10 protein-coding genes and 3 pseudogenes are annotated in these 14,329 nt (G+C 69.0%); 7 read left to right on the top strand and 6 right to left on the bottom strand.

All coding sequences use genetic code 11. The features are described from left to right. Positions 1–116: 116 nt before the first annotated feature. Positions 117–1,862, top strand: a complete 1,746-nt coding sequence (locus tag AB0I18_RS48740) for a cellulase family glycosylhydrolase (protein WP_363112291.1) — start codon at positions 117–119, stop codon at positions 1,860–1,862. 102 nt (positions 1,863–1,964) lie between these two features. Here the strand turns inward: AB0I18_RS48740 and AB0I18_RS48735 are convergent, their stop codons facing one another. Continuing rightward, on the bottom strand, positions 1,965–2,336 hold the full coding sequence (locus AB0I18_RS48735; RefSeq protein WP_363112290.1) for a VOC family protein: 372 nt from the start codon (positions 2,334–2,336) through the stop codon (positions 1,965–1,967). 440 nt (positions 2,337–2,776) lie between these two features. Here AB0I18_RS48735 and asnB point away from each other — a divergent pair, with 440 nt between their 5' ends. The 3 genes and pseudogenes from asnB to AB0I18_RS48720 form a co-directional block, all read left to right on the top strand. After that, complete coding sequence (gene asnB / locus AB0I18_RS48730; protein ID WP_363112289.1) at positions 2,777–4,600, top strand: asparagine synthase (glutamine-hydrolyzing); 1,824 nt, start codon at positions 2,777–2,779, stop codon at positions 4,598–4,600. A 36-nt stretch (positions 4,601–4,636) separates the two neighbouring features. Further along, positions 4,637–5,857, top strand: a complete 1,221-nt coding sequence (locus AB0I18_RS48725) for an acetyl-CoA C-acyltransferase (RefSeq protein ID WP_363112288.1) — start codon at positions 4,637–4,639, stop codon at positions 5,855–5,857. Between the two features lie 256 nt (positions 5,858–6,113). Beyond that, positions 6,114–6,401 (top strand): annotated as a pseudogene (locus AB0I18_RS48720) (transposase); the annotation flags it as partial. 15 nt (positions 6,402–6,416) lie between these two features. Here AB0I18_RS48720 and AB0I18_RS48715 read toward each other — a convergent pair. After that, positions 6,417–7,634, bottom strand: a complete 1,218-nt coding sequence (locus AB0I18_RS48715) for an IS110 family transposase (protein WP_363112293.1) — start codon at positions 7,632–7,634, stop codon at positions 6,417–6,419. 279 nt (positions 7,635–7,913) lie between these two features. Here AB0I18_RS48715 and AB0I18_RS48710 point away from each other — a divergent pair. Beyond that, positions 7,914–8,138 (top strand): annotated as a pseudogene (locus tag AB0I18_RS48710) (IS256 family transposase); the annotation flags it as partial. A 540-nt stretch (positions 8,139–8,678) separates the two neighbouring features. On the opposite strand, the gene AB0I18_RS48705 reads toward AB0I18_RS48710, so the two are convergent. Together AB0I18_RS48705 and AB0I18_RS48700 are read right to left on the bottom strand one after the other, a co-directional pair. After that, entirely contained in the window at positions 8,679–9,146 is a 468-nt protein-coding gene (locus tag AB0I18_RS48705; RefSeq protein ID WP_363112287.1) for a hypothetical protein, read from the bottom strand. 223 nt (positions 9,147–9,369) lie between these two features. Beyond that, positions 9,370–9,915: an AAA family ATPase gene (locus AB0I18_RS48700; protein ID WP_363112292.1), complete on the bottom strand. Its 546-nt coding sequence runs from the start codon at positions 9,913–9,915 to the stop codon at positions 9,370–9,372. 305 nt (positions 9,916–10,220) lie between these two features. Between AB0I18_RS48700 and AB0I18_RS48695 the strand changes: the two are divergent. Further along, positions 10,221–10,453 (top strand): annotated as a pseudogene (locus AB0I18_RS48695) (monooxygenase); the annotation flags it as partial. Here the strand turns inward: AB0I18_RS48695 and denD are convergent. Next, positions 10,449–11,504 carry a D-erythronate dehydrogenase gene (denD, locus tag AB0I18_RS48690; protein WP_363112286.1) on the bottom strand — a complete coding sequence of 352 codons (1,056 nt, stop codon included), beginning with the start codon at positions 11,502–11,504 and terminating at the stop codon, positions 10,449–10,451. The pseudogene AB0I18_RS48695 and the gene denD sit on opposite strands and share 5 nt — an antisense overlap. Before the next feature lie 308 nt (positions 11,505–11,812). Between denD and AB0I18_RS48685 the strand changes: the two genes are divergently transcribed. Further along, a complete protein-coding gene (locus AB0I18_RS48685) occupies positions 11,813–13,348 on the top strand; it encodes a fused MFS/spermidine synthase (RefSeq protein WP_363112285.1) in 1,536 nt (511 codons plus the stop codon). 111 nt (positions 13,349–13,459) lie between these two features. On the opposite strand, the gene AB0I18_RS48680 is transcribed toward AB0I18_RS48685, so the two are convergent. Then, on the bottom strand, positions 13,460–14,329 hold an 870-nt coding region (locus AB0I18_RS48680), incomplete at its 5' end, for a paraslipin (RefSeq protein ID WP_363112284.1).

The raw sequence follows: 14,329 nt of genomic DNA, 5'->3' as shown, positions 1-14,329 counted from the left end.
GCGACTCCGAAGGGCCGAAAGTCCTTCATCTCTCGTGCAGCACCGCGTTCAGCTACTCAACTACCACAAGCAGCCTCCCGCGTTCGTGGCACACCGGTTTTCAGAACGGATGAGCAATGAAGAAGCAGCAGGCCCCACAGCACCGCCGACGCAACCTTCGGCTGACAGTGGGTACGCCGCTGGCATTGGCGGCCGCGGGCGTTCTCGCCTACGGCGCGGTCTTCGGGACGTTCGGTGACGGCGCCCGGCCCGAGGCGGCCGCGGCTCCGGTTCCCGGCGACGCGATGGCCGCTGTGGCCGCGATGCAGCCGGGCTGGAACCTGGGCAACAGCCTGGACGCCATCCCGGAGGAGACCTCGTGGGGCCAGCCCCGCACCACCAAGGCCCTGTTGGACAAGGTCCGCTCCCAGGGCTTCAACAGCATCCGCGTCCCCGTGACCTGGACCGACCACCAGGGAGCAGCGCCGAACTACACCATCGACCCGGCGTACTTGAAGCGGGTCAGGCAGGTGGTCGACCAGGCGCTCGACAGCGGCTTCTACGTGATCATCGACATCCACCACGATTCCTGGCAGTGGGCCGACTCGATGTCCACCGACCATGCCAAGGTGCTCGCCCGCTTCAACGCCACCTGGACCCAGATCGCCACCGCGTTCCGGAACGAATCCGCCAAACTGGTCTTCGAGAGCGTCAACGAGCCCCAGTTCGAGAGCGCCGACGACGCACGGAAGGCCGAGCTCCTCAACGAGCTCAACAAGTCGTTCCACAGCATCGTGCGCACGTCGGGCGGCAACAACACCAAGCGGCTGCTCATGCTGCCCACCGAGGTCTGCACACCGGACCAGCGGCTGATGAACAACCTCGCCACCACGATCAAGTCGCTGCGCGACCCAAGGCTCATCGCCACCGTGCACTACTACGGCTACTTCCCCTTCAGCGTGAACGTCGCCGGCACCACCCGCTTCGACTCCACGGTTCAGAAAGACCTGCGCCAGACCTTCAAGCGGATACACGACACCTTCGTCGCCAAGAACATCCCCGTCGTCATCGGCGAGTACGGCCTGCTCGGCTACGACCACGGCCCCGGCGCCGTGGAACGCGGCGAGATGCAGAAGTACTTCGAGGCGCTCGGAAACACCGCCCGCACCAACAAGGTCACCACCGTCCTGTGGGACAACGGCGCCTTCTTCGACCGCGACAAGCTGCGGTGGAAGGACGCCGGCATGTACCGCCAGATCAAGTCGAGCTGGACCACGCGCTCGGCTACCGCTGCCACGGACAACGTGTTCGTGCCGAAGTCCGGCCGCATCAAGGACCGTACGCTCACCCTGAACCTGAACGGAGCCGCCTTCAAGGCTCTCAAGCACGGCACGACCAAGCTGGTCAACGGCGAGGACTACACCCTTGCCGGCAACCGGCTGACACTGAAGGCGGCCGCACTCACCCGGCTCGTCGGGGACCGTTCCCACGGGGTCAACGCGAGGCTGCAGGCCGAGTTCTCCCGAGGCGTCCCCTGGCGGCTCCAGGTGATCACCCATGAGACCCCGGTGCAGTCGAACACGACCGGGACGACGAACTCGTTCCGGATCCCCACGCGGTTCCGGGGTGACGTGCTGGCGACGATGGAGGCCACGTACGCGGACGGCGGCAACGCCGGCCCGACCAGCTGGACGCCCTACCAGCAGTTCAACACCGCTTTCGCACCGGACAAGGCGAAGAAGGCCATCCGCCTCACCCCCGCCTTCCTTGACGCGGTGAAGGGTGACGCACGCGTCAAGCTCACCTTCCACTTCTGGAGCGGCACCACCACGACGTACTACGTGACCAAGTCGGGAAGCACAGTGACCGGCACGACATCCTGAGCAAGGGCCGGTGCAACCGGACCGGGCAGCGAAGCCGCCCGCGCCAACGTACGAGGAGGCGCCGGCTCGCACTCCATACGGTCCAGCCCCGGAGTCCCCCAGTCAGCTTCGGCAAATACAGAAGGGATGACCAGCCGGATCAGTGAGAACCCGCGCCCGGGCGGCCTCGTGAGGCTGGTGATCCGGCTTGCCCGCGCCCAGCTCCAGCAGCAGGGCCTCGGCCTCGTCCAGATCCACGACGTCGAAACAAAGGTGCAGCTGCTGGGGAACGCTCTGGTCAGGCCAGCGCGGAGCCCGGTAGTCGTCGACCCGTTGAAAACCGATGAAGAGGCCGTCCTCACGGTCGAGAGCCGCGAATTCGGCATCCGACTTCGGATGGGGTTCGAAACCCGTGGCCTGCTGATAGAACGCCGCCAAAGCCAACGGATCCGGGCAGTCGAGCGTTATCGCAACCAACTTCATCTGCAGGGACATGGCACCTCCGGGCCGACCAGTGGACTTCCGCGATGAACACCCTAGAGGCGGCTGCCTGCCGTGTGCGGGGCACCGACCGCCGGCCTGTCCCACTCAACCGTGGGCACCGCAGGTCAGAACCCCGCCCTGCGGAATGAGAAGCGCAACGCGGACCGACAGGCACCTCCCGGGGTCTCGTCTCACTCGCCTTGGTCCCGATCTCAGTTGGTCAGGCCCGATCCGGCCGGGGAAGACCAGATCAAGTGAGACGGGTATTTGCTCGGGGTTCCGTTGTGCGCGGTGGTGACCTGAGCGCGTCTTGATCGTTCCAGTGATGGTGGCCGGTGCACTGCGTCCGGCCACGGGCTTCCGTCGTGCGCACGGCATTGTCGCCGTGCGGGAAGCTCCTGGCTCGGGATCGTACGGTGAGTCCCGCGTGCCGGGGCCGGGGAGCTTCGACAATGTGTGGGCTGGTTGGCTATGCCGGTTTCGCGGGCCGTGTACCCCAGGGAACCGAAGACACCTCGCTCAAGGTGATGACCGAGAACCTGGCGTGCCGTGGCCCCGACGCCTCGGCCATATGGGCCGAGGACGCAGCAGGGCTGGGGCACACCCGGCTGGCGGTCGTCGACCCGATCGGCGGCCGGCAACCGCTGCTCCTTGAGCGCGACGGGCGCACGGTGCTGGCGGTGGCGTTCACCGGCGAGGTCTACAACCACGCCCGGCTGAGGGCGGAACTGACCGCCCGCGGCCACCGGTTCTCCACCCGCAGCGACAGCGAGGTGGTGCTGCACGCCGTCGACGCCTGGGGGGCGCAGGCGCCCGAACGCCTGGAGGGCATGTTCGCCTACGCCGCCTGGGAGCCTGGCCCCCGGCGGCTGACGCTGGTGCGCGACCGGTTCGGCATCAAGCCGCTGTGCTACGCGCAACTCGACGACGCGGTGGTGTTCGCCTCCGAGCCCAAGGCCGTACTGGCGCACCCGGCGGTGACCGCGCGGCTGGACCTGGAGGGCCTGCGGGAACTGCTGCTGTCCGCCCACCCGATGATCAAGACACCCGGGCACAGCGCCTTCGCGGGCCTGCGCGAGGTCGCCCCGGGCACCGTGGTCACCGTGACCCCGCGGAGCGCGCGTGCCCGCCGCTACTGGTCGCTGGAACCGGCCGAGCACCCCGACGACCTGCCCACCACCGTGGCCCGGGTACGCCGGCTGCTGGAGGAGTCCGTCACCGGGCAGCTGGCGGCTGACGTGCCGGTGAGCGTGCTGCTCTCCGGCGGACTGGACTCCAGCGCGCTCGCGGCGCTGGCGCGCCCGACTGCCGGGACCCTGCACACGTTGTCGGTGGACCTCGGCGACCGGGCCTCGGACCAGGACGCCATGGAGCGCGAAGCCGACGGCCCGTACGCCGACCTGATGGCAGCCCACCTGGACAGTGCCCACCGCCGGGTGCGGTTGGACGCCAGGGCCCTGGCCGACCCGGCCCGACGCGCCCGGGTGGGCCAGCTGCGCGACGGGCTGACCCTGGGCGACTTCGACACCTCGCTGCTGGAGCTGTACCGCGCGGTGCGCGAGCACTTCCCCGTCACTCTGGCCGGCGACGGCGCCGACGAACTCTTCGGCGGCTACCGCTGGTTCACCCCCGAGGCCGCCGCAGCGGATTCCTTTCCCTGGGACACGGTGCTGGAACGCGCCGACCTGACCCGGCTGCTCGACCCGACCCTGACCGCCGCCCTGGACCTGCCCCGCCACCGCGCCGCGCTCCACCAGGCCGCCTGCGCCGAAATCGAGCACCTGCCCGGCACTCCGCCAGCCGAGGCGGCGCTGCGCCGCGACAGCTACCTCAACCTGACCCGGTTCCTGCCCTGCCTGCTGGACCGCGCCGACCGGCTGAGCATGGGCGTAGGCCTGGAGGTGCGGGTGCCGTTCCTGGACCACCGCCTGGTCGAGTACGTCTTCAACACCCCCTGGGCCATGAAGACCTTCGACGGACGCGAGAAGAGCCTGCTACGCGCCGCCGTCGCCGATCTGCTCCCCACCCCGGTGCTGACTCGCCGCAAGAGCCCCTACCCGATGGTGCGCGACCCCGCCTACCGCGCCGCCCTGACCGCGCAGGTCGCCCGGCTCCTGGCCGACGGCAGCCCGGCGGCCGACCTGCTGGACACCGCCGCCGTGCGCCGCCTGCTGCTGGAGGCCACCGGCGGAAAACGATTCCCCCGCGAGGGACTGGAACTCGTCCTGGACCTCGACCAGTGGCTGCGCACCCACCGCCCCGCCCTCCACCTCTGACCACCCGCCGCCCCCGACACCGCACAGGATCCCGCCATGCAGCACGCCGTGATCACCTCAGCCGTCCGCACGCCCATCGGGCGCGCCCACAAGGGCGCCCTGGCCACCGTCCGCCCCGACGACCTGCTGGCGGCCACCGTCGCCGAAGCCCTCGCCCGCACCGACGGCCTGCCGGCGAGCAGTGTGGAGGACCTGGTGGTGGGCTGCGCCCTGCCCGGCGGCGAGCAGGGCTTCAACATCGCCCGCATCGCTGCGGTCCTGCTCGGCTGGGACCACATGCCGGGCCTGACGGTCAATCGCTTCTGCACCTCCTCGCTGCAGGCGATCCGCCTCGCCGCGCAGACGGTGCGCTGCGGCGACGCCGACGTCGTCATCGCCGCCGGAGTCGAGTCGCAGTCCCGCCTGGTGAACGGCAGCTCCGACACCTGGCCCGGCACCGAGAACCCGGCCTTCCTGGACGCCGGGCAGCGCACCCGTCGCCGCGCGCAGGCCGGTGCGCGGCCATGGAGCGACCCCCGCGCCCAGGGCCGGCACCCGGACCCGTACATCCCGGTGGGGCTGGCCGCCGAGAACACCGCCGACCTGTACGGCATCACCCGCGCCGACATGGACGCCTACGCCGCCCGGTCCCACCAGCTCACCCAGCAGGCCCTCACCGAGGGCTTCCACTTCGGCGACATCATGCCCGTCAAGACCACAGACGGCGCCACCACCGCCGCGGACGACTGCCCCCGCAGAGGGGTCACCGCCGCCACCCTGGCGGGCCTGCCTCCGCGCTTCCGCCCCGACGGACGGGTCACCGCCGGCAACAGCGCGCCGCTGTCCGACGGGGCCGCCGCAGTCGTGGTCATGTCCGAGACCTACGCCCGCGCCCACGGGCACACCCCGCTCGCGCGCATCCTGGCCACCGCGGTCAGCGCCGGCACCCCCGAGACCGAGGGCCCCGTCCCCGTCACCGCGACCCGCGCCGTGATGGCCCGGGCCGGGATGTCCCTGGCCGACCTCGGCACCGTCGCCGGCAACGAGCCCTTCGCCGCGCAGATCCTGGCCTACTGCGCCGAACTCGGCCTGGACCCCGAGCGCATGAACCCCCACGGCGGCTCGATCGCCCTGGGCGAGCCCTACGGCGCGGCCGGCGCCCGCCTGACCACCACCGCGCTCACCACCTTGCGCCACGACGACCTCAGCACCGCCCTGGTCACCATCGTCGCCGCCGGCGGCCAGGGCATGGCGCTGCTCCTGGAACGCACCGCGTAGGCCAACCACTTCACGACGCCGCCCCCGACCCTCAGTCCGCCACACCCGGCGAAGAACACCGACATCGGACCACACGGATTGAGACAGCGAACGGCATCCGTCCTCACGAGACCAAACCAGACCAGACCAACTGAGATTTCCCGGGGCCGGCTCTGGGCCCGCTGCCCGGGCTCGGCGGGGCCGAAACGGGTGCCCCCGCCGATCCGCCACAGCCGCGGCGCGTGCTGCACGGCCCTCAATGCCGGAACGCACAAGCGAGGTCTTCCCCGAAACCCGATACCAAAGATGCTGGGTTCACAAAACGTCCAACTGCCTCGACAGCCTCCCGAAGTCGGCCCAACCCGCGGCGAAGAAGGCCATCCGGGACATCTACAACGCCGAGGACAGGGAGCACGCGGCCGCCGCGGTCAGGGTGTACGCCAAGCAGTACGCGGCAAGGTTCCCCAAGGCCGTCAAGAAGATCACCGGCGAGGGCGACGAGCTGCTGGCGTTCTACGACTTCCCCGCCGAGCACTGGATCCACTTGCGTACGACGGATGTAATCGTCAAGGAGGGCAGGTCACGGGCCCATGCCGGGTATGGCGGGCAGGCGGGGCCTGCCGATCGGGCGCGTGGGCTGCCACTGGGCCGCCAGCAGGGCGTAGGCACGTTCGGCCTGCTCGGCGATCTCGCGTTCGTGGCGGCGCAGTTGCTTGTTGTTGTAGTCGTAGCCCGCCCCGCGGCGGGCGATCCGGCGTTCGGCACCGGCGGTCAGCTCGAGCTTGCGGCGTTTGAAGGCAACCAGGCTCGGGCGGGCGAAGGCGTAGTCCTGCTCCTTGGTGACCAGGTGCCAGGCGATGACGGCGATCTTCCGGGCAACCGCGACGATCGCGATCTGCATCCCGCGTCGGGCCGCGATCCGCTGGTGCAGGGCCCGCAGCGGGCCTGGAGAACGCAGTGCGGCGAACGCGGCCTGCACCAGCATCCCGCGGGCCTTGCCACAGCCGGCCTTCGTGATCCGGCCGTGGTGGGCAGGTGTCCCGCCGGACTGGCGCACCCGAGGGTTCAGGCCGAGGTAGGACACGAGCCTGTCCGCGCTGTCGAAGCGGTGGAAGTCCCCGACCGCAGCCAGCACGGTGACCGCGGTCATCGCGTCCACCCCCAGGATGGTCATCAGGCGTCGCACGACCGGGTCGTCCAACGCCTCGGCGGCCAGCCGCCGTTCCACCTCGGCGAGTTCGGCACCGTAGAAGTCGAGCTGACGCAACAGGGCACCCACGGTCTGACGCTCGTCGGCCGGCAGCGTCTGATGCTCCAGCCAGGCCCGGCCGCGGGTGCCGAAGAGATCGGTCACCGGCGGACGCGGCAGCATGTTGCGGTGCAGCACCGCCTGGGCCTGGTTCTTCACCCGGATCCGGCCTCGCACCAGCTGCGCCCGGTGCGCCGACAGGCGCCGCAGCATCCTGATCCGCTCGTCCGGCAGCCAGGTGCCCGGCAGGAAGTCGGCAGCCAGCAGCTGGGCCAGGATACGGGCGTCGACCTTGTCGGTCTTGACCTTCGCCTCGGCGATCGCCCGGGTCTTGACCGGATTGGAGATCACCACCCGGGCCACGTGCGGCTCCAACAGCACCGCCACCGCGCTTGCGTTGCCGGTGGCCTCCAGCGCCACCTGGTCGTCCGGGCACAGCCCGGCGGCGAACTCCCGCAGCGCCTGCGGTCGGCAATCCACCCGGCCCCAGTCCGTGACCAGCCCGTCCTCGACCACCGCAACCTGCGCGAAGTCACGGTGGATGTCCAAACCGATGAACCGCCCCACCGTCCGCCTCCCTGTGCCGACCCGAACCCGATGCGGGGATCAGCTGGGCGAAACGACACCTACGGAATCGCGCTCACGACGCAGCCAGGCAAGTCGCAGGGGCGGCCATCTACTAAGGCGGGCTCGCAGCCCATCGTTCAAGATCGGCCTGCCCATGCTGATTCCCCGGGCACCCCTTGTCCTGACGGTCGCACCGTACAACCGGGCCGAAGCCTAGTCACCAGGACACGGACAGCGGCACCCACAACTTTCATACCTGGTACCAACCCCATCGAGTCGACCTTCGCGACCGTCCGTCTGCGGACCAAAGTCACCAAGGGGGCCGGCTCCCGGGCCGCCGCCCTGCCGATGGTCCTCAAGCTCGTCGAGTCCGCCCAGGCCCGCTGGCGGGCCGTGAACGCATCCCACCTCGTCGCCCTCGTCCAAGCAGGGGCCTGCTTCGAACGAGGCGAACTCATCAAACGCCCCGAAACTCACACAGCCTGAGCCACCTCAACGGATCCACGAGGCGGTGTTTGACGACTACTCCAAACCCTGGGGACCGGTCCCGGGAGTAAACGCTAAGGTCGGCGATCTCGCCTGCGCCCGACGCCCATCTCCACCTTCCGGAGCCTTGGATGATCTTTGGTATTCCCATCTTGTGCATCTTCGCCTGGATGGCCTGGTCGGTCTTTCGGATGAGTCACTTGCCCCCCTGGCGTCAGTGGCTGCCTGCGATACTGCTTACGGCTGCTGCGTCCTCGTGGCTTCTCATCGGGGCTTTCGGTGCCTCCGACTTGATGCTGTTGTATCTACCCATCTGCCTCTCACTGGCATCGTGGGCCGTGAGTCTGCGGGAGCGCCGCGCGGCGGGCAAGCGCGAGCGTGCCGAGGAACCCGACTGAGACCAGTTGGGTTCGTGCACTCGTGAATAGAGCCAACCGTGGTACCAGGGGCGGCAGTCTTATGCGCTAATGCGGTTGCGCCAGGCCGCCTCAGAGCCCGATCCACAGATCTTGGCAATGACTCGTTCTCAAGTCCTGCGGATCAGCGGAGCTGGACAGCGGCGGCGGTGATGAAGGCGTTCAGAGCGTCCTGCAGCTCTTGCTCGCGTTCGGTCAACTCGGTTCTCGTCGATGCCCTACGGATCGGCCCGATGGCGTCGAAGGCCGACGCGGCGAGGGTGACGAGCATGGCGTCTTCAGCGAGGAGCCGGACTCGGAACCGGGCGTTCTCCGTCGCAGCACCGAGTTGGTCGCATTCGGTGAAGGCGCGTCGTGTTTCGGGACTGTCAGCGTCTTCCTGTTGGTGAAACCAGAGGGCGACGATCCCTTGCTTGAGTGCCGTAACAGCTCCTGCGTAGGCGCTGTAAGCCGTCAGGCGTTCCTGGCGCAGTTGCAGGGAGCGGGCGAAAGCCTCCGCCTGCACGCTGGAGCGTCGCTGGAAGATAAAGGTGATAATTGACCCCAACAGGGTTCCAGCGACGGCGATCAAGCTCGCCAGCACAACCTCCATGTCCACATCTCAGCACGCCTACCTGTGCCCGCACACCCCAGGGCAATACCACGGTGGCGCAGCCGAACCGGGCGCAGGCCCAGGGCGGCACCGGCTCCAGCACCGCGCAGATCTGCGGGCCCGTGGAGAGCTGAGGCCCGGAGTATCCGTACGCACCTTCCTGCCGCCTCGCTCGCACCAAGAGCCAACAGGCAACGGCTGACCGCACGCACCAGGATCCGGACTACCGGCCCGGACTCCCACCCACGCGAGCCAGCACGTCGTCGGCCAACTCCTTCGGGGTCAGCTCGCCGTCCAGGAACACGGTGTCACCGGGCAGCGTGTCCATCGCGGCCGTGCACGGCTCGATCCTGGCCTTGCACCACTGCCGGACCCGCTCATCCTGCTCGGGATTGTCCGGCGTGAAGCTCCGTCCGTCGATCCGCTGCACCAAGACCTCCTCGGGAACCTTGAGGAAGAAGTGGTGGACCATGGTCCCCGCATCCTTCAACGCACCGAAAATCTCCTCGACATAGCCCGGGTCGACCAATGTCATGGGGACGAGGACGGGCCTCTGGTATTCCTCGACGAGTCCCACCGCCAGGTTCGCGACCTGGCGTCGCCACAACCGCAGATCCTGGAAATCGCCCGTGGGGACCTCCACGATCTCGCGCAGCACATAGCCGACCATCTCCGGGTCGTAGACCAGCGCCTCGGGCCAACGCACACGTAGTTCATCGACCAGCGTGCTCTTCCCACTGCCGAACGCGCCGTTCACCCAGACGATCACACGCATCTCCCCGTCACCGGTGCCCTCATCGGGCACGACCGTCCCCAGGGCCACCCACCGCACCATCAGGAACATCAGTGTGGGGCAGCCCACTCACACTGACAGATCATGCCCGACCGATCGCCAAGTGGTGTCGAAACCCAGAGCGTCGACCGTGACCGGGACCTGCCGGGCTGCCATGCCGGCTTCGCCATGCAACTACACGGGCCCGTGTGGGTGCTCCCCCTTCCCGGCGCGGGCGGGCGATTGACGTAGGTGTCGCCGGGAGTGCCTCGCCAACAGGGCACTCCCGGAAGGCAACACCTATGGACTCTCCACAGTTCACCGCCGAGCCGTCGTCGAGCGATACGGTCGAGCGCGACTTCACCGTGGGCGACTTCCCCGGGCTCCGGTCGTCGCCTGCGGCGTCGATCACGCGCGCCTCCTGTTCGACGTGATCATTGCCGGGTGTGGGCCGACTGGCGCGATGCCGGCCGCCGAACTGCGGCTGCACGATGTGCGGGTACTCGTTCCGGAGAAGGAATCCGAGCCCGTTAGTCGGTCTCTGGGCCCTGGTCCGGCTGTCCCGCTGCGCGCGATGGGTCGGCCAGGACCGCGTCGGAGTGGTCGGCGAGGTAGTCCCGTACCACCGCTGCGAAGCTCGGGTCGGGATCCAGCCCGAGCGCGGCGGCGCGCGCGTTGTCGAAGACGGAGGGCCACGAGCCCACGATGGTCTCGACGGCCGGGTCGGGCCTGATCGTCACCAGGTCGGCGACGGCGTCGCCGGCCACCTGCCGCAGCGTGGCCATCATCTCGGCGACCGAGACGGTGAGGGCCGGCAGGTTGACTGGCAGTCCGCCTTCGAGCTGGCCCCTCTCCACTCCGCGCTCTGCTTCCGCGATGCGGAGGATTGCCTCGACGGTGCGTCGCGGCGAGGCCAGGGCGACCCGCAGGTCGGGACGTACGGGGCAGATGGCCGGGCGGCCCGCGAGGGGCTCGCGGATGATGCCGGACAGGAAGCCGGAGGCGGCCGCGTTGGGCTTGCCGGGCCGCACCGCCACGGTCATCAGGCGGGCGACGCGACCGTCGACGAATCCGCGCCGGGTGTAGTCCGCGATCAGTTGCTCGCAGACGAGTTTCTGGATCCCGTAGCTGGATCGTGGCGTGGTCAGAGTCGACTCACTGACGACAGGCGGGAGCGGGAGCGCCGGGTCGGACCCGTAGACCGCCACGCTGCTGGAGAACACCAGGAGCGGCGTCGGCCCGCCCGCCGCCGACTGCGCCCGGGCGGCTTCGAGGAGCGCGCGGGTGGTGTCCAGGTTGGCGCCCATGCCGAGGTCGAAGTCGGCCTCGCACTCGGCCGAGACGGCGGCGGCGAGGTGGATCAGTACGTCCACCGGCTCGGCGAACGCTTCGTCGAGATGGTCGATCAGGTCGCCCTGCACGATCTCCACGAGCGGGTCGGACGCCGACCGCGACTCGGCCGGCACGATCCGGTCGGCGAGTACCAGCCGATCGATCGGTGCCCCTCGAAACGTCCGCGTCTTGAGCAGTGTCGTGGTGACCTGTTGTCCCAAGAAGCCGAAACCACCCGTGATGACGATCCTCATGCGGTGCCTCCTCGACAGTCGGATCTGGGAGTGCGGCATGCCCACGGCCGGCTTGTGTCTGTCCGCAAGAGGCATGAGCCGGACAGGCATGAACCGGACACCCAACATACGCCGCTCGCCGCTCGCCGCTGTGGCTCGGTGATCGGCCGGACATGGCCAAATCGCGCTGCCAGAACGGTCGTTAGCAGCGTAGACCCTCTGACAACGCCGACACCGCGACACGTTGGGCAGCGGCCGGCAAACCGCAGAGGACTGCGGATTTTCGCAATGCTGTTTCGGTCGATGAGTCGCATGCAAGGATGTCGCCCGTGACCAGATCGTCTTCCTCGCCTGTCGCCGAGGGCACGCCTGGCAACCACAGCCTGGGTTCCCGTGCCGCCGCCGTGCTTGTGTTCGGGTCCTCGGCCGCAGTTCTGGTGGTCGAGATCGTGGCTCTGCGGCTGCTGGCTCCGTACCTCGGCCTCACTCTCGAAACCAGCACCATGGTGATCGGCATCGCCCTCACCGCGATCGCCCTCGGCTCCTGGCTGGGCGGGCGCATCGCCGACCAGGTCAATCCACGCCGGCTCATAGGCCCCTCGCTCGGGGTGTCGGGAGCGGTCGTGGCGCTCACCCCCGCCGTGCTGCGCACCACCGGTGAGTGGGCATCACCGGTGCTCTTGTTGATCGCGTCGCTGACCATCCTCGTGCCGGGCGCGCTGCTGTCCGCGGTGACGCCGATCGTGACCAAGTTGCGTCTCACCAGCCTCGCCGAGACCGGAACGGTTGTCGGCCGGCTGTCCGGCGTCGGCACCGCCGGCGCCATCGTCGGCACCGTCCTCACCGGCTTCGTCCTCATATCGCGGTTGCCGGTCAGTGGCATCCTCATCGGTCTCGGCACACTGCTGGTGGTCGGATCCGCGCTGGTCGAGTGGCGAACGCGCGGGTGGAGCGGCACCCCTGCCCTCGCCCTCGTGGTCGTTGCCGGCGGCCTCGGCACCGCGGTCGCACCCGGTGGCTGCGACGCGGAGACCAGGTACCACTGCGCACGGGTCGTCGCAGACCCCGACCGGGACAGCGGACGCACACTCGTTCTGGACGGCCTGCGGCACTCGTACGTCGACCTCGACGACCCGACCTTCCTGAAGTTCAAGTACGTGCGCGCCATCGCATCAGTGGTCGATGCCGCCTTTCCCGGTGGTGAGCCACTTGCCGCCCACCACCTGGGTGGCGGCGGGCTCACCTTTCCCCGTTACCTCGCGGCCACGCGGCCCGGGACGCGCAGCCTCGTATCCGAGATCGACAGCGGGGTCGTGCGCATCGACCGCGACCAACTCGGTCTGAGATCGGAGGCCGGTATCGACGTACGCGCGGAGGACGGCAGGCTCGGCCTGCGACGACTGGACGCCGGCAGTCGTGACCTCGTCGTCGGCGACGCCTTCGGGGGTGTCAGCGTGCCGTGGCACCTCACTACGGTGGAAGCGATGACCGACGTACGGCGGGTGCTCAACGAGGACGGCCTGTACGTTGCCAACCTCATCGATCACGGTGGCCTGGCCTTCGCACGTGCCGAAGTAGCCACCCTCAGCGAGACCTTCGACCACGTCGCCCTCGTCGGCGTGCCCACCGATATCGGCCTCACCCCGACCGCCACCCCCGAGGGCGGCAACATGGTGGTGCTCGCCGCCAACCGGCCGGTCGACCTACGCGCGACCCAGAAAGCGCTGGACACCCGGCAAACCGGCTGGAAGATCGCCACCGGCGACGGCCTCACCTCCTGGATCGGCGATGCCCAACTGCTCACCGACGACTACGCGCCCGTCGACCAGCTCCTCCAGCCCTACAGCTCACAGAACAGCCGGTGACAGGGCACCCGTCCAGCGCGGTTCGACGGCGAGCGGCCCAGCCCGGCATCCTCGGCTTTCAGGCGATCATGCCTCACGCCGGTCCGTGACGTTGTGGATGCCCGGCAACCGTCACCCGCGTTCGGTGAGGGGGTGGGACGGGAGGGCGTCGGGGGTGACACGGTCGGCCTTGGCTGCGTCGGCGAGGGCGGCGGCAGCGGCTTGCGCGGCCTGGGCCGTGTCGTTGGCGGCCTGAGCGGCCATGTCGTCCGAGGGCTTCTCGCGGGTGGCCGGCGACTGGGGCAGCACCTCGTTGAAGGCTCGAGACACGCCCTGGAGTGCGGCGGTGATCTCGCTGGGGATCACCCAGAAGTTGTTGCCCGAGCCCTGCGCGAGTTGGGGCAGCATCTGGAGGTACTCGTAGGCGAGCAGCTTGGGGTCGGGGTCGTTGCGATGTACGGCCTGGAACACCTCGTCGATGGCCCGGGACCGGCCCTCGGCCTGCAGGATCGCGGCGGTCCGGTTGCCCTCCGCGCGCAGGACGGCGGCCTGCTTGTCGCCTTCGGCGGTGAGGATCTGCGACTGGCGTTGCCCCTCGGCCCCGAGAATCGCGGCCCGCTTGTCCCGCTCGGCCCGCATCTGTTTCTGCATCGCGTCCTTGATGGACTGCGGCGGGTCGATGGCCTTGATCTCCACCCGGTTGACCCGCAGCCCCCACTTACCGGTGGCCTCGTCCAGCACACCACGCAGCTGGCTGTTGATGGTGTCCCGTGAGGTGAGGGTCTTTTCCAGGTCCATGGATCCCACGACATTGCGCAAGGTGGTGACGGTGAGCTGCTCGACCGCCTGCAGGAAATTCGCGATCTCGTAGAAAGCCGCTCGTGGGTCGGTGACCTGGAAATACAGCACGGTGTCGATCTCGACGACCAGGTTGTCCTCGGTGATGACCGGCTGTGGTTTGAAGGACACGACCTGTTCTCGCAGATCGATCACCGGGTGAAC

Origin of the sequence: Streptomyces sp. NPDC050704 (assembly GCF_040654355.1) — a bacterium.
In the GTDB taxonomy this organism is placed as follows: domain Bacteria; phylum Actinomycetota; class Actinomycetes; order Streptomycetales; family Streptomycetaceae; genus Streptomyces.
The sequence above is the reverse complement of the archived record's forward strand: the minus strand, read 5'-3'. Positions and strand labels throughout refer to the sequence as shown.

Bases quoted from the DNA above. Each gene is read 5' to 3' on its own strand.
- AB0I18_RS48735 (WP_363112290.1), bottom strand. From the start codon at position 2,336: ATGTCCCTGCAGATGAAGTTGGTTGCGATAACGCTCGACTGCCCGGAT.
- AB0I18_RS48725 (WP_363112288.1), top strand. From the start codon at position 4,637: ATGCAGCACGCCGTGATCACCTCAGCCGTCCGCACGCCCATCGGGCGC.
- asnB (WP_363112289.1), top strand. From the start codon at position 2,777: ATGTGTGGGCTGGTTGGCTATGCCGGTTTCGCGGGCCGTGTACCCCAG.
- AB0I18_RS48705 (WP_363112287.1), bottom strand. From the start codon at position 9,146: ATGGAGGTTGTGCTGGCGAGCTTGATCGCCGTCGCTGGAACCCTGTTG.
- denD (WP_363112286.1), bottom strand. From the start codon at position 11,504: ATGAGGATCGTCATCACGGGTGGTTTCGGCTTCTTGGGACAACAGGTC.
- AB0I18_RS48740 (WP_363112291.1), top strand. From the start codon at position 117: ATGAAGAAGCAGCAGGCCCCACAGCACCGCCGACGCAACCTTCGGCTG.